At 40.2% G+C, this 21,343-nt stretch carries 18 protein-coding genes; 6 read left to right on the forward strand and 12 right to left on the reverse strand.

What is annotated here, in order from left to right; all coding sequences use genetic code 11:
- Positions 1-264: 264 nt before the first annotated feature.
- On the reverse strand, positions 265-1,500 hold the full coding sequence (locus D5F11_RS01705) for a hypothetical protein (RefSeq protein WP_120115788.1): 1,236 nt from the start codon (positions 1,498-1,500) through the stop codon (positions 265-267).
- Between the two features lie 276 nt (positions 1,501-1,776).
- Between D5F11_RS01705 and D5F11_RS01710 the strand changes: the two genes are divergently transcribed.
- Both D5F11_RS01710 and D5F11_RS01715 read left to right on the forward strand, forming a co-directional pair.
- Complete coding sequence (locus D5F11_RS01710; RefSeq protein WP_120115787.1) at positions 1,777-2,730, forward strand: AEC family transporter; 954 nt, start codon at positions 1,777-1,779, stop codon at positions 2,728-2,730.
- 317 nt (positions 2,731-3,047) lie between these two features.
- Positions 3,048-3,599: a DUF420 domain-containing protein gene (locus D5F11_RS01715; protein ID WP_120115786.1), complete on the forward strand. Its 552-nt coding sequence runs from the start codon at positions 3,048-3,050 to the stop codon at positions 3,597-3,599.
- Positions 3,600-4,565: 966 nt separating this feature from the next.
- Here the strand turns inward: D5F11_RS01715 and srtB are convergent.
- From srtB to D5F11_RS01750, 7 genes are all read right to left on the reverse strand, one after another.
- A complete protein-coding gene (srtB, locus tag D5F11_RS01720) occupies positions 4,566-5,339 on the reverse strand; it encodes a class B sortase (RefSeq protein ID WP_425470718.1) in 774 nt (257 codons plus the stop codon).
- Between the two features lie 21 nt (positions 5,340-5,360).
- Positions 5,361-6,134 carry an ABC transporter ATP-binding protein gene (locus D5F11_RS01725; protein ID WP_120115784.1) on the reverse strand — a complete coding sequence of 258 codons (774 nt, stop codon included), beginning with the start codon at positions 6,132-6,134 and terminating at the stop codon, positions 5,361-5,363.
- Positions 6,124-7,107: a FecCD family ABC transporter permease gene (locus D5F11_RS01730; RefSeq protein WP_120115783.1), complete on the reverse strand. Its 984-nt coding sequence runs from the start codon at positions 7,105-7,107 to the stop codon at positions 6,124-6,126. Before D5F11_RS01730 ends, D5F11_RS01725 begins: the two co-directional genes overlap by 11 nt.
- A gap of 39 nt (positions 7,108-7,146) precedes the next feature.
- Positions 7,147-8,028, reverse strand: coding sequence for a heme ABC transporter substrate-binding protein IsdE (gene isdE / locus D5F11_RS01735; RefSeq protein ID WP_120115782.1), 882 nt, complete (start codon positions 8,026-8,028; stop codon positions 7,147-7,149).
- Between the two features lie 91 nt (positions 8,029-8,119).
- The gene (locus D5F11_RS01740) at positions 8,120-12,316 is read right to left on the reverse strand and encodes an NEAT domain-containing protein (RefSeq protein WP_185830441.1); all 4,197 of its coding nucleotides are present in this window, start codon (positions 12,314-12,316) and stop codon (positions 8,120-8,122) included.
- A 31-nt stretch (positions 12,317-12,347) separates the two neighbouring features.
- A complete protein-coding gene (isdC, locus tag D5F11_RS01745) occupies positions 12,348-12,998 on the reverse strand; it encodes a heme uptake protein IsdC (RefSeq protein WP_120115780.1) in 651 nt (216 codons plus the stop codon).
- Positions 12,995-13,720, reverse strand: a complete 726-nt coding sequence (locus tag D5F11_RS01750; protein WP_120115779.1) for an NEAT domain-containing protein — start codon at positions 13,718-13,720, stop codon at positions 12,995-12,997. The genes isdC and D5F11_RS01750 overlap by 4 nt, the downstream gene beginning before the upstream one ends.
- A gap of 603 nt (positions 13,721-14,323) precedes the next feature.
- Here D5F11_RS01750 and D5F11_RS01755 point away from each other — a divergent pair.
- Genes D5F11_RS01755 through isdG form a run of 4 tightly spaced genes read left to right on the forward strand, consistent with a single transcriptional unit; the run spans position 14,324 to position 17,382 of the window.
- A complete protein-coding gene (locus tag D5F11_RS01755) occupies positions 14,324-15,268 on the forward strand; it encodes an ABC transporter substrate-binding protein (RefSeq protein ID WP_120115778.1) in 945 nt (314 codons plus the stop codon).
- Positions 15,268-16,269, forward strand: coding sequence for a FecCD family ABC transporter permease (locus tag D5F11_RS01760; RefSeq protein WP_120115777.1), 1,002 nt, complete (start codon positions 15,268-15,270; stop codon positions 16,267-16,269). The genes D5F11_RS01755 and D5F11_RS01760 overlap by 1 nt, the downstream gene beginning before the upstream one ends.
- Positions 16,269-17,057 carry an ABC transporter ATP-binding protein gene (locus tag D5F11_RS01765; protein WP_120115776.1) on the forward strand — a complete coding sequence of 263 codons (789 nt, stop codon included), beginning with the start codon at positions 16,269-16,271 and terminating at the stop codon, positions 17,055-17,057. Before D5F11_RS01760 ends, D5F11_RS01765 begins: the two co-directional genes overlap by 1 nt.
- A 1-nt stretch (position 17,058) precedes the next feature.
- Positions 17,059-17,382, forward strand: a complete 324-nt coding sequence (gene isdG / locus D5F11_RS01770; RefSeq protein WP_120115775.1) for a heme oxygenase — start codon at positions 17,059-17,061, stop codon at positions 17,380-17,382.
- A 61-nt stretch (positions 17,383-17,443) separates the two neighbouring features.
- Here isdG and D5F11_RS01775 read toward each other — a convergent pair whose 3' ends face one another.
- The 4 genes from D5F11_RS01775 to D5F11_RS01790 form a co-directional block, all read right to left on the reverse strand.
- Complete coding sequence (locus D5F11_RS01775) at positions 17,444-18,424, reverse strand: SPFH domain-containing protein (protein ID WP_120115774.1); 981 nt, start codon at positions 18,422-18,424, stop codon at positions 17,444-17,446.
- A gap of 21 nt (positions 18,425-18,445) precedes the next feature.
- A complete protein-coding gene (locus tag D5F11_RS01780) occupies positions 18,446-19,246 on the reverse strand; it encodes a TPM domain-containing protein (protein ID WP_120115773.1) in 801 nt (266 codons plus the stop codon).
- Complete coding sequence (locus tag D5F11_RS01785; protein WP_120115772.1) at positions 19,240-20,268, reverse strand: TFIIB-type zinc ribbon-containing protein; 1,029 nt, start codon at positions 20,266-20,268, stop codon at positions 19,240-19,242. The genes D5F11_RS01780 and D5F11_RS01785 overlap by 7 nt, the downstream gene beginning before the upstream one ends.
- 93 nt (positions 20,269-20,361) lie before the next feature.
- Positions 20,362-21,039 (reverse strand): PspA/IM30 family protein, encoded by a 678-nt coding sequence (locus tag D5F11_RS01790; RefSeq protein WP_120115771.1) that lies wholly within the window; start codon positions 21,037-21,039, stop codon positions 20,362-20,364.
- Positions 21,040-21,343: the final 304 nt, after the last annotated feature.

Here is a 21,343-nt window from a genome sequence, read left to right on the forward strand (position 1 = left end):
AGAAACAACATATGATTTTATAAGAAAGATGCCGCTGGAATGATCAAATGCGCCTTGGCGTATTTGCGCCCAGATTTTATCGAGCTCTGCTCGATAAATTTCCTCTGAAAATCTGTGGCATCCGCCGGAGGCTTTAACTTTATTCAGCCGGGGTTTGAACCCCCACTGAATGGAATAATAATATGCATTTATCTCACCACTTACAGAAGTGGGAGATTTCTGCTGAATAAAGTTAAAAGGTTCGGACAGCCATCCGAACCCTCTCTATTTAAAATTCGACATTCTCCAATGCATAGGAGCTGCCAACTCTCTCCCTTCGTCTTTGGACTGATGAAGGGTAGTCCACGACCGTTGTATCCCGTGTTTCAAATAAACTTCATGATTGGGAGCCTGCTCATGTATTCCTGTAATGTCATAATATCCACTCTGGAAAAACTCAGCCCAAACTTGATAATCGACAGCGGGCAACTCAACCAAAGGGTCTTCAACCGAGTGCCTCAATACGAAGGAAGCTTTCTCCTTCTCTATTTCAACTTCTTCCAAGAAGATGCCGTCATCTGAAGGAACTACTTCACCCTTCAATTTTCGCAGCATCCCGTACCCTTTCGTTTTCCCTATATCTTTGTTCAATTTGATCTCAGATCCATCAGCTGTTACAACGATTTCGGACATCGAGCGGTAAGCCTCAGAGGATGGGTCAAAACTGCGCCCCTCTCCTTTAAAATAGCGATAAGGAGAGGTATGATCCAAATTTTTTATCCAGTTTTTAGATACAAACGTTTTATACAGGAATTTCCATTCCTTTTTCTCAAGCGGGCGGTCTTCAGCATTTAAAATTTCTTCCAATGAATCAAGCACCTTTGTCATTTGGAATTTTTCCATGGCTACATTTTGTTCTTTCGCCTCTTTTTTCGTTACTCTGGATCCATGATCTACATCTTGATCCAACGCTAACGGCCGTTCAGCATACACCCGATATGTGTATTCCACCTGGCTTCTTACCCAGCGGTCAACAAAAATTGGCTCTTCCACTTTGCCAATCCTTTTGCCGTTCCGATAAATTAGATACTCCTCAGCACCTTCAATCGGCTCCCACTCCATCGCAACCAACGATCGCGAAATAATAGTGGTCTGAATGCAATTCTTCAGCACATTCTCTAATTCCTTGGATTCAGCCGCAGTAGAGGTTTGGACTTTCAGCCGTTCTGGCGAACCTCTTCTTGTGCCTATTTCAATTGTATAAAGATATGTAGTCTCAGCAGCCAATTCACTGTCCCTAAAGGCTTCATCAGCCCCTTCATAAATCAGCCGCCCTTCCCTGTAGATCCGAAACGGCCCTTTCCCGCCCTTAAAATAAAAAATGATTTCATTTGTTGCCTGCTCAACCGCTTTAATCGGGAAGCTTTTCGGATATGCGATCTTCGTTTGGAACTTTTTACCAATCATTACAAGAGTTGTTCCAATAAAACTGATGAATGGTATCAAATAACGCCTAACCATATTATCGACCTCGCTTTCCCATCAAATTCGCCTTGGCGTATTTGCGCCTAGATTTTACCGAGCTCCGCCCGATAAATTTCCTCTGAAAATCTGTGGCATCCGCCGGAGGCTTTGACTTTATTCAGTCGAGGTTTGACCCCCCCACTGAATGGAATACCAATAGGCATTCATCTCACCACTTACAGAAGTGGGAGATTTCTGCTGAATGAAATGAAAAGAATTGCATTTCGAACCAGTGACAAGAACCCATCATATCTTAAACAGCAGGGGGTGGTGATGATCTCGTCAGGTGTGTTTTTCCAGGAAATGCTTACTTTATATTGTATCGCCCTTTTGGGCTGGGCCGCCAGAAAAAGGAATATCTTGGGTAAAGAATCAATATCTGTGCTGACCCAAGTTCTATTATATATCACCCTGCCTGCCCTCATTTTACACTCTCTGAATATTAAGCTATCGCTTGGTTTTATAAAAGATTTCATCTGGCTGGTGGCAATGTCAGCTTATGTTTGTATCGTGTCTGCAATCTTCGCGGCTTATTTCAGTAAAAAAGCTCGGTTGCCGACTAAACAAAAATCTGTATACGAAAGCCTGATGATTTTTGGAAATCAGGGATATATCGGCTATGCCGTCAGTTTTATTCTATTAGAAGAAAAAGGGATCATTTATCTCACTATTTTTAATATCTGTTATTTAGTTTTTATCTGGGCGTACGGGATCCACCTTTTTACGAGAAAAAAAGGTGAAATCAACTGGCAAGCTATTCTTGTGAATCCCGGAATTGTCTCTACAGTTGTCGGTCTCATTCTTTTATTTCTTCCTTTTAAGTGGCCGATTTTCTTAGCTGGAACATTGGAAAGCGTAGGAGAAATGACCGTTCCCCTATCGATGATCCTTGTCGGAGCATTAGTGGCCAATGTGAAAATGAAGACATTTTTCTTATCGCTGAAAAATGGTTATTTGTGGACCTCATCCCTTTTACGACTCCTTTTCTTTCCCTTGCTGTTACTTCCGTTCGCCGTATTGTCCATACCATTTCCTGTTCTATTAATCGCCTTCATTGTTTCCGGCATGCCATCCGCGCCAACTATTTGCATATACGTACAAAAGTACGGCGGAGATTCACTTTTTGCTTCGCTCGGAGTTTTATTAACAACCGCGCTTAGCATCATAACGATTCCTCTTATCTACCTTTTCATTACTCATACCTTTCCAGTCCTTGCCTCACGCTAATGAAAAGATCCAACTAGGCGAACCATAAAAACGATAACATTTGAATCCGCAAACAGACAGGTATAAAATTCTTCACGACACACTCAGCTTGGGCAGTAACTGTAAAGGAATGAAAAATTCACTCAATCGCTTTGTGGACAATTGGATACTTTTCCTAATTCAAAGAGGCGGGGAAGCATTCCTGCAAATTAAATGCAGAAACGATCGATAGCTCTCCTTCCTTAAAAAATAATCAAAAAGATTGTGAACTTTTCCCAGTATAGATGCCGTTATGATACACTTAATTCGAAATGAATTCTTATTGGAGTGTATCGATAATGAACAATAACAATTTTGGGACTATTGGCCATGTGAAACGCAACTACCGACCAGCTATTATCACTATTTCAGTCGTGCTGATCGGAGCGATCGGTGTGTTAGCCGGGATGCCAGGAATCGAGGACTTCGATGCATTCGACGTTACGATTCTTCCTCTGTTGAACGCCATTTTAAACAGCTTCACTTTTCTATTTCTAGTAGGTGCATTAATCGCCATCCTAAAGCGTAATGTCAAGGTTCACCGTCGTTTCATCTATTCGGCTTTCGTAACCACATTTTTCTTTCTTATCACATACGTGACATTCCACTTCCTTTCCCCCTCTACGCCATATGGAGGGTCAGGACTGCTGGCAGGTATTTATTATTTTGTTTTAATCACACATATCACACTGGCTGCCGCCATTGTACCGCTCGCCCTTACCAGTGTTGCACGGGCATGGAACCAAGAAAACGAACGCCATAGAAAAATCGCCCGTTGGACAATGCCAATCTGGCTGTACGTGAGCTTCACGGGCGTGCTGGTCTATATTATGATTTCTCCATATTATTAATATCGAGTTGTAAAGAGTGCTTCCAATTGACGGGAGCATTTTTTATCCCTCTTTCCCCCGTCTGCAAAAGTACAGATGGCTCAGCTTACTCTTTTTCTTTTCATAGAATTACATCTTAACGCGTCGAACATTATTTCGACGACTTTAAGCGATCATATGGATGGTACAAAAGTATATTAGTAGCTTTAGAGTTATTACAGCACCATCCTCGGCCAAACAATACCTGTGAATTAAAGAATGCATGAGAAAATGATGGATTATGACTGCGAACGACCAAATGGACGTTTCGGACTTGCTGAATGAAATTACAAGCACGGCCAAGGTTTATGGAAAATAGTTCTTTAAAGGAGAAAATGATGGAACTTTTACAAAAGATGTAAAGGAAGATTACGAAGCCCTGAATGGAGAAAGTGTATAAAAACTGTTACGAAATATGTGCTTAAGACACTGTAAAAAATAGACCTTTTTTTAGATATTTCACATACTTTCTTATACAAGAGGCTCATCTATAAATCCCTAAAATCAAGTCGGCCGAAGAAAACGTTTCTTTCGTTTTTCTTCGGCTGATTTTGTATTGGTGGCGTCTCTCTCCGAAAAAGCCTTGAGTGATACTACCACTTTTAAGATATTCTGCTCCATGGCTATCATTCATATTCGATGACGTGCAGATCGTTTTCCTCACTGAACGAATACTACCCATTTTGATTAAAATAATGGCCGAAGAAAACCATACTGTCCTACTTCGATGGATTACTGTCTAAATAAGAAGCGATACTATCCACTTCCCGCGAAATACTGGCCCCCAAAAAGAAATACTAGCCAAATAAGAAAAATACTGTCCAGCCTTAGGATGTAGTCTACTAAATCGTAACGGTTTTTAATAGAAACAACAAAGAACAGGCATTAAGCCTGTCCCAATGCCCACTTCTGGACATTTCTCTGTTCAATATTAATGTAACGCGGTATTTAGCCATTCCTCGGAACCAGCTTCGCTTGTACTACAAATCTCCCCTTATCGGGATCCAGCAAGTAATCACAAGTTGATAAGGTAAGGATTTGATCATCTGCCTGCAATTCAACATCTGTCCAATGAACTGACTCATCCATCATCTTCTGCAAAAGAGCGGCATACTCTTCGTCTGAATCAAATTCCGTTTGAATATAATCAAAGTCGGTTGTTGTATGATAAACGGCAAATACTTTCGCATCGTAAGCGCCATACAGCGTATCATAATAAATTGTTTGATGCGATTCAAAGAAATCTTTATCAAGGAACTTCTTCAACTGATTGAACATGGAACCATCTTTCATAGAATGGCCATAGACAATGGTGTTCCGATCATGTGCAGTAACATCATTCCTGTAATCCATGAAAATACTGCCCGCACGAGAGTCTTCCTTTTTATAATTCCGGTATAGATAATACTCATTTGTATCTGCCTGCAAGATCGGATAATTAACCATCGTATCATCAACGGTGATCCAGCCTATCATATCAGGGTTTATTTGAAGCAATTTATTAAACTGAGGACGGATTTCACCTTCTTTGACCTCCTCGATTTCAGCGGAATGTTCATTATAATAGAGTTGCTGGACTTCTGCCAAGACCTGGCGATTTTTGTAATAACCGATGAAAATGTTCGCCAGCTCATATCCCGAATAAACAAGGACAACTAAACATAAGATGGTGAACACCTTTTGTCCAATTCTTCCTTTCTTTTGCCGTTTTCCGCCCATCACCAACCACCTCAAGCAAAAAGATTATTGAGTTCCCAAAGGGAGAATATACAAACCAGATTCCTCATCCATTTTGACAACCGCCTGCACTCCGTATATTTCTTGAATCAATTCAGAAGTAACGACTTGTTCAGGGGTGCCTTTCTTTATCAGTTTTCCATCTTTCATTACCATAATCGTATCACTATAGCGAATAGCTTGATTAATATCATGGAGCACCATCACAATCGTTAAACCATTTTCGCTATTTAACTGTTTGACCAATTCCAATATTTCATACTGGTAATAAATATCCAAGTAAGTAGTCGGTTCATCCAGAAATAGATATGGAGTACTTTGCGCCAATGTCATTGCTATCCAAGCACGTTGCCTCTCTCCTCCCGATAGTTCACTGATCATTTTAGTCTTCTTAGCTATTAAATTTGTTTTTTGTAAAGCCCATTCAACAGCTTGTTGATCATCAGGGGTCTGATTGGAAAAGATTGATTTGTACGGCAGTCTTCCATAGCTTGTCAGCTTTTCTACTGTCATATCGGCTGGTGCACTATTTTGTTGATGTACAATGGCAATCTTTTTTGCCAGTTCCTTTGGTTTTATCTGATGTAATTGCTTCCCATCTATCATCACTTGCCCCTTATTCGGAGCATAGCTATTGGCTAATATCCCTAATAAAGTTGACTTTCCTGAACCATTTGGGCCAATAATAGTTGTGATCTTGTGCTGATCAATCTTACTGGAGATATTTTCTAGATGATTTGTTTTCTTATCATATGAATAAGTAATATCTTTAATTTCCATAGATACGATCACTCTTTCTAAGTAAGAATATTAAAAATGGCCCACCAATCAATGCCATAATGATCGATGCAGGAATTTCATTTGGAGCTATTAATGTTCTTCCCAGTGTATCCGAAAGTAAAATTAATAGCGCACCTAATAGTGCAGAAAAAGGGATTAGTACTTTATGATCCGTTCCAACCAGTATGCGGCCGATATGTGGTACAAGCAGCCCCACAAATACAAACAATCCAGCAGTGGCAGTAGCGATTGATGCAAGCAAGACCGCAATGGCTGAAATGAGAAAACGAGCTAAGTTCACATTAAATCCCAGGCTTTTTGCCGTTTTATCTTCCAATCCTAAATAGTTGCACCACGCATATACTGCTAAGGCCAGAATTAATCCGACTGTCCCATAAATAACCATTATCTCCACGTCACTCCACTTCTTCATTGCCAAAGTGGATGTTGTTACTTCTTGTACCATCGATGTAGTATAACTTCCCCGGTAATTAAATGTTTGGCTTAAACTTGTAAAAATCGCATTGATTGCTACCCCGATTAAAATCATCCGCAACGGATCTAAACCTGATTTCCACGAAATGGAATAGACAAGAAAAAATGCCAGGGCACCACCTAAAAAGGCAAACAAAGGCATATAGAAATATAAAGTCGGAAAGATTGCCACCAATAACATCGCCATAAAACCTGCCCCTGACGAAACACCGATTATTCCTGGTTCTGCTAATGGGTTTCTCATCACTGCTTGCAGCAACACTCCTGAAACCGATAGAGACGCTCCTGCAAACACTGCAATAATAATCCTAGGCAGACGCAAATCTCTAATGACTTGAACGTCTCCATTTGTACCAGTTATTAGCCCGTTTATTAATTCACCGAAAGAAACTTGAATACTGCCGGTATTGACCGAGTAAATAAGCGCAATCATTAATAATACAATTATTGTAATAAAACTAAGCCATTTTTTCTTCATTTAGAACATCCTTTTCAATAGACAACAGTCTATCCACTCTTATTCCGAATAAAGCATTTCTACCATCACATCTAACGCTTCTGACGCAGCTAGGTTTCCGGTCGTGCCGAAAAGAGTCTCCTCCAAGTCATATATCCTATTATTTTTTACAGCATCAAAATGTTTCCAAATATCATTTTCCTTAAATTCTTTGTCAAACATTTCTACTACTTCATCCGGCATTCCGTGTGCCGCCCGTAAAATAATATCAGGATTTGATTGCTGTAAGTATTCGGTATTCGAGGCGAGATATTCAACTTTTTCGCCAGAAAAAACATTTATACCGCCGCTTTTTTCAACCAAGTCACCTATGTACGAACGATCCGTAGCAACTAAATAGCTTCCAGGGACCCCCATTAAAATAAGTACCTTAGGCGCTGGTTTCCCTTCAATTTTCCTCTCAATTTCTATCAATTTTTCATCAAATTCATTCACTATTTTCTCTGCTTGCTCTTGACGTTGATATTTTTCTCCAATCTTTAAAACTTCTGAGTACATATCATCGATACTCTCTAAGTTTACATATCGAGTATTAATACCAGCATCATCAAAAACAGACTCTAAATCATATTTTAACGTTGTAACAGACATAACCTCTTTCGGCTGTAATGACATAATTAATTCCATATCTGGACTCATCGGATTTCCCACTTCTGTAATCCCCTTGTATCTCTCGGGCAATTTTTTATAGCTTGTTGGAATACCGATTAAATCAATTTCCAATGCATCCATTATTTCAGTTACTGCCACCGTCGTAGCTACTATACGATTATTTTCAGGATCATTATTCTCTTTTATTGTTTTCTTTGCATTTTTTTCAGCTGAACAGCCTATGAGTAACAAGATGACAACCATTAATAAAACAAGGATTTTCCTTTTCATAAGAAGTTCCCACCCATAGCAAGACATATTTATCAAAACAGGAGTCTTGTTACCAAGAACAAAGGCAACAAGACTCGACTTAACGTACTTCTTAATTATTCGTACCTAGTTTTCTACGCCACTTAATGATTAATAAAATGAGTGATCCCATTAATAAAGTGGCAAATAAAATAATTTTTGCTTTATCAGCTGTTTTAGGATTGATTCCTAGTTTGTTCGTAATGCCATTGTTGCTTTTATTGATCTTATCGCCATTACGGTCAAATGCTGGAACAGTAGTATCCTGTTCATTTTCTTGCCCAGACTTAGTTTCTCCATTCGACTTTTGCTTCGTATCTTCTACCTCGCCTTTAGGCGGGTAATTTTCTCCCGCTTTTAATAGCTTGATAGAATTTGGATCGAAAGCAAATTGCACATCATACTCGTTGTGATAGCTTAAGCCTGGAATGTCAAAGTCGACTTTTACCCAAGCATCCAGCTTTTTAAATAAATCGCCTACTTCAAATTCTACGACACGAGTATCCGCCTTAGTGTCTGTACTTAATACTGTCGGCGCAGCTAATTTCCCTTGTTGATTTACTTTAAAGTCTGTAATCCATGAACTATTTTTTAGCGTAATCGCTAAAAATTTCTTTCCATCTTTTACTTTCAAATGACCAGGGCTTACAACATAATCATTCATCACAGATGTTTGGTTCGTATTGTATTTTAATACTTTGTATTCAATCGAATACTCTCCATCTTTTAAGTTTCTAGGATCGATGGCTTGATTTTGTTCTCCATTGCCCTTGTTACCATTTTGACCGTTGTTATTGCTGTTGTTATTGCCGTTTTGATTTTCATTATTCGAATGATCGTCGTTATTGTCTTCTCCGATTGGATCTTTGCCATCATCCACAAATCCGTTATCGCCGTTCTGTACCAGCTTAAGTTGGTCGGTATGGAACTTAAAGCGGATGTCATATTTGTTGTCGTATTCGAAACCTGGAATTCCTTTGACGATGATGTGGACTTTACCAGTTAAAATCTCATCCAAATCTTCGACAGCAAATTGAACGATGCGTGTGTCATCCTTCTTATTCTCACTTACAGTTTTTACCTCTTTATATTTGTTGCCAAAAGCTGTCTGGAATGACTTCCACCACGAACCATTTTTTAATGTGGTCTGAACCGTATATTTCCCTTTTTCAATTTTAACTGTTGCCGGTTTAACAAAATAACCATCAGCTACAGAAGAAATATTTTCTTTATCTTTCCACACGACAAAAGGTAGCGTGTAAACTCCATCTTTGTATTTCGAATCATCTTCACCTGGATTTTTCCCTGGTCCTTCACCTGGGGTTTCCCCTGGTCCTTCACCTGGGGTTTCCCCTGGTCCTTCACCCGGGGTTTCTCCCGGTCCTTCACCTGGGGTTTCTCCCGGTCCTTCACCCGGGGTTTCTCCCGGTCCTTCACCCGGGTTTTCTCCCGGTCCTTCGCCCGGGTTTTCTCCTGATATTGGGATTTCACTTGTATCAAATTTAAAGCGGATGTCATACTTATTATCGTAATTAAGGCCAGGAATTCCTGTCACGATAATATGCACTTTGGCATTTAAGATTTGATCAAGATCATCTACTTTAAATTTAACAATCCTTGTACCTTTCTTCACATCTTCACTAACAGTGGTAGCATCAACAAAATCATTACCTGATTGTACCTTGAAATACTGCCACCATGAACTATTCTTTAATTCAGCTTGGACAGTGTAATTTCCATCTTCTATGGTCAGTTGGGCTGGCTTTTCGAAATAATCATCCGCTACAGATTTCTCATCCTTCTCTGCTTGCCACACAACAAACGGTAATTTATAAACTCCATCTTTGTATTTCGGTTGATCTACTCCTTCATTCTTACCATCATCTTCTACCACAGTCACGCTGTCCTTGTCAAACTGAAGGCGAAGCGGTTGGTCACCATTGTGAGCACCTACCGTATACTGCACTTGCGCGTTCATCATCGTTGTTAGCTCATCAAGTTCATACGTGACTGTTCTCGTATTTTTCGCTTCATTTACTTCTTCTTTTACTGGCTGCTTTCCTTCCACTTGAAAACCAGTGACTGTCTTATGATCAGTTAACGTAAGCGTTAGAAGGGTTTTTCCACCTTTTACTGCTAGGGAAGCTGTCTGGTCAATATATCTTGCCATACCGGATGGTTTATCTTCTTTAGCATGCAAGGCATTAAGAGCAATTGTATAATTTCCTTCGTCCAAATGTATTGGAGTCGAGGTCTCTTCAGGTTCTTCCACAACGACTTCTGATACACTGTCTTCATTGAATGCTAGACGAAGCGGTTGGTCACCATTGTGAGCACCTGCCGTATACTGCACTTGCGCGTTCATCATCGTTGTTAGCTCATCAAGTTCATACGTGACTGCTCTCATATTTTTCACTTCATCTACTTCTTCTTTTACTGGCTGCTTTCCTTCTACTTGAAAACCAGTGACTGTCTTATGATCAGTTAACGTAAGTGTCAGAAGGGTTTTTCCACCTTTTATCGCTAGGGAAGCTGTCTGGTCAATATATCTTGCCATACCAGATGGTTTATCCTCCTTAGCATGCAAGGCCTCAAGGTCAATGGTGTAATTTCCATCTTCCAAATGTATTGGTTCAGGCTTATTGTCCCCATTTTGGAGTTCCATTTCACTCGGATCAAATTTAAAGCGGATGTCATATTGATTATCGTAATTAATGAATGGAACGATAATATGCACTTTGGCATTTAGGATTTGATCAAGATCATCTACTTTAAATTCAACGATTTTTGTATCCTTTTCTTCATCTTTACTTACTTCAGTAACATCAATAAAATCATTGCCAGATTGAACTTTGAAATACTGCCACCATGAACTGTTCTTTAATTCAGCTTGGACAGTGTACTTTCCATTTTCAATGGTTAGCTTAGCCGGCTTTTCGAAATAATCATCCGCTACAGATTGCTCATCCACAAGCTCTTTCCACACGACAAATGGCAATGCGTAAACTCCATCTGCATATTTCGGATGATTGGTATCTCCATCTTCCTCTTTTTCATCTGCTTCTGTAATGCTGTCCTTGTTAAATTGAAGTCGAAGCGGCTGGTCACCATTATGAGCCCCTACCAAATATTGAACTTGTGCGTTCATCATCGTTGTTAATTGATCAAACTCATACGTGACAGCTCTCGTATTGTCAGCTTCATTTACTTCCTCTTTTACCGGCTGCTTTCCTTCTACTTGAAAGCCGGAAACTGTCTTATGATCAGTTAAGGTAAGCGTCAGAAGTGTTTTTCCACCTTTTACTGCCAGTGAACCTGTCTGGTCAATATATCTTGCCATACCGGATGGTTTATCCTCTTTAGCATGCAAGGCATTAAGAGCAATTGTATAATTTCCTTCTTCCAGTATGATTGTTTCCAGATCAGTTTTTTCCCCATCCTCATTTTCTTCAGTGGTGCCATCTTCTTTTCCCGGATCTTGTTCATCTCCGCCGTTTTCTTCAGCAGAGCCGTCCTCGTTTCCTGGATCCTGTTCATCTCCACCGTTTTCCTCAGCAGAGCCATTCTCGTTTCCTGGATCCTGCTCATCTCCGCCGTTTTCTTCAGTAGAGCCGTTCTCGTTTCCTGGATCCTGTTCATCTTCACCATTTTCCTCAGCAGAGCCGTTTTCGTTTCCTGGATCCTGTTCATCTCCGCCGTTTTCTTGCTGTCCACCTTCAGACCCTGAACCTTCCTCAGGTGTTTGGCCATTATTCGGATTTTCCCCTTCCTCACCATTTTCATTGTCACCTGGTTGAGAAGCTAATGGGATTCCACTTGGATCAAACTTAAAGCGAATGTCATACTTATTATCGTAATTAAGGCCAGGAATTCCTGTCACGATAATATGCACTTTGGCATTTAAGATTTGATTAAGATCATCCACTTTAAATTGAACAACTCTTGTATCATTCTCATCACTAACTGTGGTCACATCAACAAAATCATTACCTAATTGTACCTTGAAATACTGCCACCATGAACTATTCTTCAATGTCGCCTGGACCGTATACTCGCCATTTTCAACAGTCAGTTTAGCTGGCTTTTCAAAATATCCATCTGCTACAGATGGACTATCTGCATTATCTTTCCATACTTGGAAGGGCAAATTATATTCCCCGTCAGCATATACATCATCCTCTTTAGCTTCTGCAAAAACAGACGGCACCGAAGGAAATATCGATAGGAATGTTAATGCAAAAATTAACATTATCGAAAGAATTCTTTTCATTGTATGCACCCCTTTCATGCGTTACTGATCGTTACCTAACACGTACTTTACGATAAACGACAAAACCTGAAGCAAGCAGAACTACAGTAAGTAATAAAATAGGGGCTTCGTCACCTGTTGGTGGGTTTTTTTCAATTTTTTTGCTTCCAGTAGCTGAGTTATCAGTGCTTTGTTCACTATTTTGATTTTGTTCATTAGAATTGCCTTGGTTTAGTTCACCCTTATTAGCTGTTTCGCTGTTTCCCGAACCGGATATACCAGAAGTATCAAACTTAAAACGAATATCATATTTATTGTCATAATCAATATTTGGTACGATGACATGAATTTTCGCATCAGTAATCGTGTCTAAATCTTGGACTTCAAATTGAACTACTCTTGTGTCATTGCCCTCACTAATTACTGTGACATCTTGTGATCCCACTTTAAACTCTTTCCACCAAGAGCTATTTTTCAGAGTCAATTGAACAAAGTTTTTACCGTCTTTTACAATTAACTTTCCAGGGGAAGATAAGTAATCATTCGTCATTGACCTTTCGTCACTATCACCTTTCAAAACAGTAAATGGTAAAGTATACTCTCCATCAGCATAAGGTGTTGCTGCCGCCGCATTACTGATGTTGAATGTAAGGACGAATAAAGCCAATAATAGAGGGATAATTAGTTTTTTGAATCCTTTCATTTTACATTCTCCTTATCTTTCTTATTTTTATTTCGCCAAATGATTAGGATCATAAGAGCCAACAAAACAACTACAGTAATAGTTACAGTAATTAAGACAGTATTATATTTTGCTTCACCGCCGGATTTCGCTTCACTATTAGTTTTCGTTTCATCCTTACCATCTGTGGCTTCAGCCTTTTTTTCTGGATCGATAAAATCAGTTTCTTTTATTTCTAATTTTTCAATCTCTTTTTCCTCTAACTCTTTCAAACTCTTTAAATTAAAACTAAATCTTACAGTATAACGATGATCATATACTGGATCCATCGATTCAATGAGAACATGCATCTTAAACTCAATCGGTTCTTGCAAATCTCGATCTACTTTAAACTGTACGATTCTTGTGTTTTTTTCTTTATCCTCGCTGATTACATGAACATCAACAAACGAATCCCCTAAGGGAGATTGTAATTCCTTCGTCCATTCACTATGATTCAACTCGAAACGTATGTAATGCTCATCACCTTTTACAATTAAAAATGCTGGTTTTTCAAAATAGTCATTGGCGATGGAAACTGATTCGGTTTCTGCATGTAAAATGACATAATCAAGTGAATAGACTCCATCTTCTAATGAATCTAGGTCATTTGCTGCAAAACTGCTTTCTGGCCGCAAAAAAACGATTCCCAATAAGACAACAATGATGAATGTAACAGCAATTTGTCTAAGATTATTTCTCACTTATTTCCCCCTCACTCCTCTAAAGTTGATGCGATATGTGATATTGAAATTCATTATCAATTAAAGGTAAAAAAAGAAGTCCTTACTCTTCATACCTTTATTGATTTTTTTAATGAGTGACAAAGGTCCGGTTGCATTACGTCAGGGGGAACTGCTCTCTGTTTGGTTTGGTCTGATCCCTCCAATCTTTATTTATTATTCATAAAATCAGCAGTCCCACGTATAATGAAATTGAAAATCATTATCAGTTGAAACTAAAAAAAATAACCTCCCCCTTTACTTTCTATAGATTTCATAAAAAATCACTGCAGTTGTTAGTCTTTTCTGGAAAACACCTCCAAGATATATAAGTCAATTGATATTCATTCTCACTTTGTGCTTCGAATCTATCATACTCAATTAAAAAAAATTGTCAAACACATTTTTAAATCTTTATTAAAAAAACATGACTAATGGATTACAAAATTATCGTTACTTATTCATCAGTACTTTTTAGAATTTTAATTTTTTTGTAATCTCTTTATTGACATTGAGAATCATTTTCATTATGATAGGTGTCAATTGATATTCATTCTCACTTGAATATTCACGGAGGATTTAAGCATGAAAAGAAAAATGCTTTTAAGCACTATCATTCTGCCCTTTTTGCTGATGGGCTGTTCTCAAAGCCAAAGTAAGGAAGATTATGGGACACCTAGCTCAACGGCCGCTTCAGTGACAGATTTTGCAGACCGTACAGTCACTTTTGAACACGTTCCTGAAAGAATTGTTGCCTTATCCAACGGTGATATGGATATTGTTTATGCATTCGGAGATGAAGTTGTCGGCAGACCCAATTCAAACGGGGCGATTGCTATAAAAGAAGCTGAAAATGCCGAGGAGGTCGGTTCCACTCACTCTATCGACATTGAAAAAATTACTGCCCTTCAGCCTGATGTGGTGCTGGGAGGCTATCCAATGAACTTAAAAGATGTCCCTGCCATCGAAGGAACTGGGGCAAAGGTCATCTTAACCGGAGCAAATTCTGTGGATGATATTAAAAAGCAAGTAGGTTTATTAGGCGAGGTACTTGGAAAAGAAGACAAATCTAAGGAAATCATCGCTGATATTGATCATAAAGTTGAGGAAATCCAATCGGAACTGCCTGAAGAAAAACCTAGAGTATTATTAGTTTACGGTGCACCCGGCACAAACATGGCTGCATTGCCCAATTCATTAAGCGGTAATCTGTTAGAAATGGCAGGAGGAGAAAACATTGCCAGCGACTATCCCGGATTGGACAGCTACCCTCAATACGCTCAGTTGAATACTGAAAGGATCATAGAGTCTAACCCGGAAATCATTTTACTCATGAGTCATGGCAACCCTGAAGAAGTGAAAGACAGCTTTATGAATGAAATGAAGAAAAATGCAGGTTGGAAAGACCTGGATGCGGTGAAAAATGATCGCTTTATCATATTGCCATCCGAACTTTTCGGGACAAATCCTGGAACGCAGGTAACTGAATCACTTGAGTTTCTTCAAAAGACTTTTAAAGAGATGAAATAATGAACACTTCCTTACATAAAAGACAACGGAGAAAAAAATATGCAATCATTGCCACGCCTGTCCTGCTTTTTCTTGCTTGTTTCTACGGATTAACTGATGGCTCTGTTCAAATAAGCCTGCCGGAAATGTGGCGGGCCATGACAGGAAATGGGGAGAGCATTCATGAGAAGATTCTTTTCGATGTCAGGCTTCCAAGAGTATTAATCGGTATTTTCGTAGGCGGATGTTTAGCAGCATCGGGAGCTTTGCTGCAAGGTGTCATGAAGAACCCGCTTGCCGATCCGGGAATTATCGGAGTCTCCGCAGGCGGAGGATTGGCAGCAGTCATCACAATGATTATCCTGCCGCAATTGACTTATTTATTGCCATTTACCGCTTTCCTCGGAGCGCTTATTACCTCTACGGTGATCTATTTTCTGGCATGGGAGCGAGGTACATCCCCTGTCAAAATCATTTTGGCCGGTGTTGCGGTCAATGCTTTACTCGGTGCAATTACTAGCGGAGTCATGCTCATATACAGCGACCGAGTTCAAGCCGTTTTACCATGGCTGGCCGGTGATTTGAGCGGTAAAGGCTGGCATCATTTTGAATTTATGTCCCCCTATGCAGCCGCGGGAATATTATTGTGTTTCTTGGCCATCAAGCCGGCCAATCTCCTGCTTTTAGGAGATGACACAGCACAGCTGCTCGGACAAAGAGTGGAAATGCAAAGATTTCTAATGATTGTATTAGCTTCTTTTTTGGCAGGTATCGGAGTTAGTGTGGCCGGGTTGGTTGGTTTTGTCGGACTCGTCATCCCACATATCGCTCGTATCATCATCGGTGATGACTACCGTTTTTTACTGCCATTATCTATCTTCTGGGGAGCGTCACTTGTCGTTTTTGCAGATACTGCCGCGCGCTCGTGGTTTGATCCGACTGAACTTCCGGTCGGGATACTACTCGCTTCATTGGGAGCGCCGTTCTTTCTATTTTTATTAAGGAAACGGAGAATCGCATAATGACAGCTATTCAAACAAAAGAAATGGAATTGGATCTTGGACATTTCCATCTAAAGGATGTATCTTGTTCCATTCCAAATGGAAAGATCACCTCCATTGTGGGACCAAATGGCTCTGGAAAGTCTACGATATTAAAATTGATCACAAGATTAACAAAACAAACTTCCGGAGAGATTTATATTTATGACAAGCAAACGAATAAGTATTCTTTGAAAAAATTTTCCCAGACGGTTTCCATGTTGCCTCAGTCCAAAGAGGGTCTTCCAGATTTAACTGTCAAGGAGCTAGTAGCTTATGGACGATCGCCATATAAAAAGCTCTTTGAACACCGATTGACCCAAAAGGATGAAGAAATTATTAACAGAGCACTGGAAATGACGGGGACGAAACAATATGAGAATCGTTTGATCCACACACTTTCTGGAGGAGAACGGCAAAGAGCTCGGATCGCGATGGCATTGGCACAATCAACAGATATTTTAATTTTGGATGAACCGACCACCTTTTTGGATATAGCCCATCAGTTTGAATTAATGGAGATGTTGCGTCACATTAATGAGATTTATCAGATGACTATTGTGATGGTCCTCCATGATCTTCAGCAGGCAGCTGCCTACAGCCATCATTTAATAGCGGTAAAAAATGGGCAGATTCAAGCCATGGGAAGTCCCGAATCCGTATTGGATTCCAAATTTCTGAAAGATATCTATGGCTTAGATGCTGATGTACAGTTTGATGGATATTTTCCAATTATCATACCTAAAATAAAAAATTTAAGGAGGAATTAAAATGGTTATTGTAACAAATACAAATCACATTAAAAAAGGTGAAGGACAGCGCTTAATTGACAGGTTTAATAAAGTTGGAAAAATAGAGTATATGGAAGGCTTTTTAGGTTTAGAAGTTCTTTTTAATGAAAATACAAAAGATTACGACGAAGTGACAATCAGCACCCGTTGGGACTCAAAGGACGATTTTACAGCCTGGACAAAAAGTGATGCCTTCCGTGAAGCGCATTCCCGTGATTCAGGTGGCAGACCTGATTACATCATTGATAATAAAATCTCTTTCTACGAAGTAAAAATTGTAAGGAATCCGATTGTTCCTGCATAAAAATAGGGGTCAGACCCCCTTTAGTATACTAAAGGGGGTCTGACCCCTTATTATGACCTTATTACACAAGCTTCTGTCCACAGTTCGAGCAGAAATTGCCTCCGCTCGTTTTCTCTCCGCAATTCGGACAGAAGTTCGGAATCTTTCCTCCGCTGGACGGAGATGCCTCGGACTGATTCGAGGTTTCTTGTTGGGCTGTCTCATTCATATTTTTCATCATTTGACCAGCCATACCCATTCCCATCATCATTCCTGCCATATCCGCTGCAGTTCCGCCGCCCTTCACCTTTCCGGAAGCGATGCCGTCTGTCATGGATACCTGCTGGTAACGCTGCAAATCGCCAATCATACCATGTGAAGCGTTTTTCGTAATCATATCCTGGATTTCTTTCGGATAGTTAAAGCTCATGATGTTGAATCCTGTTATGGTCATTCCACTGTCTAAAATTTGCATATCAAGATCTGTCTTGATTCCCTGGGCAATTTCGAAGGCATTGGCCTGGAGATTGAACATGTCTTTTCCCTCTTTGGAAATCCACTTCATGAGCAATTGATCCAAAATGGACGTGATCCTGATCTTCACGTCTTCCACAAGATAACTGTTTTTTACTCCAGCGATTTTATCAATCAGAGCAATATAATCGTTCACTTTAAAGTTGAATGTACCGTTTGCCCGGACAGGGATGCCGCCAGGAAGCTGTGGAGAAGGAATATTAATGGCATTCTTCGTTCCCCACTTCACTGTAAATTCCTTCGTATTGACGAACAGCACTTCTACCCGCATACCGCTGTTGAAGCCGAACTTGAATCCTTTTAAAGTCGACAAGAATGGGATAATCTGTGACTCGACGTTATAGTCTCCTTCTTCTTGAAAAATCCCTTCAATTTTTCCATTGTTGATAAAAATGGCATCCTGACCCGGCTGGATGATGAGCCGGCTTCCTTTTTTAATTTCGCGGTTATTCCATTTCCAAAAGATCATATCATCTCTGAATTCTTCCCATTCAACTACATTGGCAAATTGATTTCTAAAAAAGCTCATCTTGTGTCATTCCTTTCGAACCTAGAATTTTCCTCTGCTGCCGCTGTGGGAGTGTCCGCCTCTCGTGACGCCTCCGCCTCCACCACCGCCGCTAAAGCCTCCTCCACTGCTTTGGTTGGATGGCTTTCTTCTTTTGGTTGTGGATGTGCGGATGTACTGGTCCCTTCTATGATTCACTCTCGTATTCTCTCTATCTTGATATGTCCCCGCACTTACCGTCACTTTTCCGCCTGTATTAATGGCCATGATTCCAACAACTGCTCCAGCAATGGCAAGAGACACAATGATTTGAAACCATAGGTTGAAAAGTATATTATCCGGGTCTACTCCCGGCCTGATTCCCATATATTTGGATGAAATCTTTATAAAAGATTCAAAAGCTTTATCGTAATTTCCACTTGATAGATCCGAGGTGATTTTTTTACGGACAAGCGTTGCACGATGATCATCCAAATAGGTTTCTCCCCGATAAAAACCTGCCACATAAACATCCCGTTTTTTCATATCAAGTGTCAAAATCACTGTGTTCCCATGCGGTTTGTCATAACCCGGAGCTTCATCATCATAAAAATCCTGCATAATGTCTTCAACATCTTTATTCTCTTCGTTATTGCTCGTTAATATAATAAAGTCGGTATCTCGCTTAGCGCTATGTTTTTCAGCTAATGCTTCAAGCTCTTGGACCTCATTGTCACTTAGAAGTCCAGCATTATCATAGATTCTTTGCTTTGCAGGAGAGTCTGCGGATGCAAAAGCAAAAGGCAGCAGAAAAAAGAAAACTAATAATATCAGAGTTTTTGTAAAAGAGCCGCCTCTCACCATAGGCCACCTCCCATGATCAGTGCAACCACTTTAAGTGTGATAAAGGAAGTCGCCGCAATCCCTCCGAACCAGGCAGCCACCTTCTGAAAGCTGATTGGCGGCTTTCCAACCACCTTTCCGGTTTGGCCGTTCATCGCAAAGGTATGCTCCGTTTTATCATAATCATAGTAAACCATCCAAACAGGAAGAAGAACATAATAACTGCGGACTTTCTTCGTGTTGATATGCTTATGATTATAACTGACGGAAGAATATCCTGAAATCGTTGAGCGAATATACGACTCTATAAAATTCTTTATTTTGGATTCAACACGCGGATAGAGCACTTTATCATCGTAGTTATATTTCTCCGCAATATATCCCGCTAAATAGGGCGTCTTGAAATCCTTTAATTGATCGTAAGGAAACGGCTCCAGTTTATCCATGATTTTATCATCCATTTTTTCGGATGCATCAACAGGGACTTTGATATACGAGAGATCAATATCCCGATAGACATCAAAAAACTTTGTTTCAGTGTATTCATAATCTCCTCTTGTGTACTTCCTTACCTTCGTTCCGACCGCTTCTACCTTGGCCTTCGTCTTCAAATCATAAAGCCAAAATGGGACATACATTCCTGTGATTCCCTTGATTCGGTCCGCTGTCATGAATCCTTTTGGGGTGAGGCGGCCGTTTCTACACCACTTTTTAAAAGCCTGCATCGCTTCTTCCTTACTGATGGTAAAAGGAATCACCTTAGCTGGAGCAAGTACACCAGACAATCTTTCCTGTAGAACTACACCTGCTCCGCAAAAGCCGCAAGTTGTCGCGGCGGTCTCTGCCTCTGTAATCAAAGCTGCACCGCAATTTTCACAATGATATTCCTTTGCTTCATCCTCAGATAATACAGATGTCTTCAAGTCCTCTGAAAAATCTTCAATTTGATCTTGTCTTCCACAGCTTTGACAGGTCAGCATTCCTGATTCGCTGTCAAAAGCCATGTCATCACCGCAATTCAGACATTTATAGTGAATGACCAATGAGATCCCCCCTTTGTCACACACAACAGTTTGAGAGCTGCAGCCCGGGCTACAGCTCTATCTGTAAGTCGGTTATTTGTTTAATAGCGCTGTCTACTCTTTACTTTTGATTTGCTCCCTCAAAGCTGCCAATTCATCTTCTACATCCGGTCTACTATCATATTTTGCGGTCAAATCTTTTATGTCATCTTTCGGAGCTGCATTCAATTCTGCCATTGCATTCGCCTCATCAAGAGCCTTCTCCACTTTCTCTTCCATTCTATTAAAAGCCGACATGGAGCGGTTGGCTCCAGATACCGAGGAACCGATCTTATTGAGCCTTTCCTGTGTTTTCGCTACAGCCATCTTACTTTTGATCATCGTTCTGCGGGCCTCTAGCTCTCCAATATCGGAAACAAGCTTGTCATGCATCTCCCTCATCCGTACCGCATTGGAAGCTGCCAAACTGTATGCCTGCTGTAATTCCGCTTCTTTTTCAGCCAAAGATGCCTTCTTCTCCAAAAACTTCCGTGCATCGTCCTCATTGCCCGCTTCCAAAGCTTTGACTGCATAGCTCTGCATCTTTTCAATTTCCGCGGAACATTCATTCAATGCTCTTTTCGAACGCTGCTCTTCCGCCATCACTGAAGCGGTCTCAGCCTTGACTTTGCCCAAATCGCTGTTGAGATTCCTCATATACTGATCAATCATTTTTTCCGGGTTCTCCGCCTTGTCCAATAATGCGTTGATGTTACTCGACATTATATCTTTGAACCTTGATAAAATCCCCATTACAGCCACCCCTTAAATTATTTTCTAAACATATATACTGGGGAAACGGTGAAAAAGATTCATTTTTTGATTTTTTAGTGGAAGAATCAATTTCATAATTACTCTTTTTAAAAATTTCAATTTTCCCCTGATAAAAAAAGGGGGCTAACCTACATTAACGCGTTCCACAGCTGAACCTCGCTTGTACATGGTTTTCCAAGCCTGGAGCCGCGGTCCGGAAGACGCCTAAAGTAAAAGCGGGTAACAATGATAAAAAATAGCCTTGCTTCGTTTATGCCGAAAAACTATAGGTGTTTTGCGTCTA

The organism is Siminovitchia terrae (genome assembly GCF_003605405.2).
Classification (GTDB): Bacteria; Bacillota; Bacilli; order Bacillales; family Bacillaceae_C; genus Siminovitchia; species Siminovitchia terrae.

What these genes read in the sequence shown, in the direction of transcription:
- D5F11_RS01705 (WP_120115788.1), bottom strand. Translation starts at nt 1,500, where the DNA reads ATGGTTAGGCGTTATTTGATACCATTCATCAGTTTTATTGGAACAACT.
- D5F11_RS01710 (WP_120115787.1), top strand. Translation starts at nt 1,777, where the DNA reads ATGATCTCGTCAGGTGTGTTTTTCCAGGAAATGCTTACTTTATATTGT.
- D5F11_RS01715 (WP_120115786.1), top strand. Translation starts at nt 3,048, where the DNA reads ATGAACAATAACAATTTTGGGACTATTGGCCATGTGAAACGCAACTAC.
- D5F11_RS01725 (WP_120115784.1), bottom strand. Translation starts at nt 6,134, where the DNA reads ATGGAAATTAAAGATATTACTTATTCATATGATAAGAAAACAAATCAT.
- D5F11_RS01730 (WP_120115783.1), bottom strand. Translation starts at nt 7,107, where the DNA reads ATGAAGAAAAAATGGCTTAGTTTTATTACAATAATTGTATTATTAATG.
- isdE (WP_120115782.1), bottom strand. Translation starts at nt 8,028, where the DNA reads ATGAAAAGGAAAATCCTTGTTTTATTAATGGTTGTCATCTTGTTACTC.
- D5F11_RS01740 (WP_185830441.1), bottom strand. Translation starts at nt 12,316, where the DNA reads ATGAAAAGAATTCTTTCGATAATGTTAATTTTTGCATTAACATTCCTA.
- isdC (WP_120115780.1), bottom strand. Translation starts at nt 12,998, where the DNA reads ATGAAAGGATTCAAAAAACTAATTATCCCTCTATTATTGGCTTTATTC.
- D5F11_RS01755 (WP_120115778.1), top strand. Translation starts at nt 14,324, where the DNA reads ATGAAAAGAAAAATGCTTTTAAGCACTATCATTCTGCCCTTTTTGCTG.
- D5F11_RS01760 (WP_120115777.1), top strand. Translation starts at nt 15,268, where the DNA reads ATGAACACTTCCTTACATAAAAGACAACGGAGAAAAAAATATGCAATC.
- D5F11_RS01765 (WP_120115776.1), top strand. Translation starts at nt 16,269, where the DNA reads ATGACAGCTATTCAAACAAAAGAAATGGAATTGGATCTTGGACATTTC.
- isdG (WP_120115775.1), top strand. Translation starts at nt 17,059, where the DNA reads ATGGTTATTGTAACAAATACAAATCACATTAAAAAAGGTGAAGGACAG.
- D5F11_RS01775 (WP_120115774.1), bottom strand. Translation starts at nt 18,424, where the DNA reads ATGAGCTTTTTTAGAAATCAATTTGCCAATGTAGTTGAATGGGAAGAA.
- D5F11_RS01780 (WP_120115773.1), bottom strand. Translation starts at nt 19,246, where the DNA reads ATGGTGAGAGGCGGCTCTTTTACAAAAACTCTGATATTATTAGTTTTC.
- D5F11_RS01790 (WP_120115771.1), bottom strand. Translation starts at nt 21,039, where the DNA reads ATGGGGATTTTATCAAGGTTCAAAGATATAATGTCGAGTAACATCAAC.